Annotated in this window: 2 protein-coding genes; one reads left to right on the top strand and one right to left on the bottom strand. The window is 54.6% G+C overall.

Annotated elements, in window-relative coordinates; genetic code table 11:
• Positions 1-161: 161 nt before the first annotated feature.
• A complete protein-coding gene (locus tag ACFC0D_RS38565; RefSeq protein ID WP_376446782.1) occupies positions 162-467 on the bottom strand; it encodes a hypothetical protein in 306 nt (101 codons plus the stop codon).
• Positions 468-1,160: 693 nt separating this feature from the next.
• Here ACFC0D_RS38565 and ACFC0D_RS38560 point away from each other — a divergent pair.
• The coding region (locus tag ACFC0D_RS38560) for a hypothetical protein (protein ID WP_376446780.1) at positions 1,161-1,402 on the top strand (242 nt) is incomplete at its 3' end.

The following is a 1,402-nucleotide window of genomic DNA, read 5'->3' as shown; positions in this document are numbered from 1 at the left end:
AAAGTAAAGGCGGTGCTTTGGAACTGGCCATTTCTGGAGGGCGACGATGTCCGAGTGGTTGGTCGACATGAGGACGACGGAAACTTCTTCGCCCTGTCAGTTCTGCAAGAACAGAGTAGGCTGATTGTGTCTTATCCGCACGTTAGTGCGGGCACGTGGGCTCATTGGATGACGGTGGCAAAATATTCCCTGATGTTCTCGGTGCCTTGGTGCGCACTTGTTATCGGATTTTTTGGCTGGTTCAGCTTAAAGATAGTACTGGCAGGAACGAAGGCGGAAGTGTGTTGGTAGCTCAAGCCTATTTGGTCTGCGTTTTGCTCTTCTGCTTCATCGGATACAGAATGGGGCGGCGTTTCACTCGGTTCGCAAAGATGGCTGATGCAATATTCCAGACGCTTGGTTGGCCCAACGCAAAGCGGATCAATCTGCGGCGGATCACCAAGCAGAAGCGGCAGCCAGGCGATCATCTTGCCTTGGGCGATACCTACTTCAGGTACTGACGGCAGCGTCTAGCACCATGCTTCCCCAGTAAACAGTACGTCTTCTTGAGCGTCATCTGGGGCGAAATAAGTTGAGTTTGGGTCTTCGTGGGTTAAGGGCCGGGATAGAGGCTGCGGCCGCGAGGGAAGGGGAACTCGTCTTGTCCAGTCAGGCTATGAAGCGCCTTGGCGGTTGGATACTGCGCTTGGGCGGTTGGGAGATTACGTTGGCACTGCTTTTGATTGAAGCGACCGTGTGGGTAATCAGCCCGAACGATCTCGAGAAGTGGTGCGAGTCCAACGTATTCGGGAGGGCAGCTAGTAAAGCTCCTCCCTCGGCCAGCGATAACCTCCAGGAGGCCGTTCTGAAGCAGAACGACGCGTTTGACAAAGCAATAGGGAAAGTAACTACAAGGTCGCAGTCGTGAAAGGCGCACATTACATGGATGTTCCGAGCAAAATTCCGCTGGATACAGAGGCTGGTGTGATCTCAGAACTTTTCGTTGAACATGCGTTCGAGGATGTTCTGTCCCGTTCTGACGATCGAGAGCAAATGGCCGCAGTGGGTGCAGTTGCAGCAGCGCTCGGCTTGAGTGGGCCATCAGCAGGCATGGCCGTGATGTCAAGCGAAGGGGGGCGGAGCCAGTGGTGCGAGTCAGGTTCATGCTGGGAGATCTATCGGTGTCTGCTCTGCTGTGGAACTGGCCGTTCAGGCAGGGGCAGAGCGTTAGAGTGGTGGGCAAGCGATGGCCCGACGGAACATTCTTTGCAATCTCTGTATTGGACGAGGATGAGAGGCTGATCGTTTCCTATCCTCATGTTACGGCAGGCAGTACCTCGCACTGGCTGCGTGTCTTCTGGATTTCCTTGGCGATCTCAGTAGTTTGGTGGGGGGGGCGGCTGTTCTCGCAACTGTCTTTGTT

The organism is Streptomyces sp. NPDC056222 (assembly GCF_042264065.1).
GTDB lineage: Bacteria > Actinomycetota > Actinomycetes > Streptomycetales > Streptomycetaceae > Streptomyces.
Note: the sequence above shows the minus strand (reverse complement) of the source record. Positions and strands in the feature narration are given on the sequence as shown.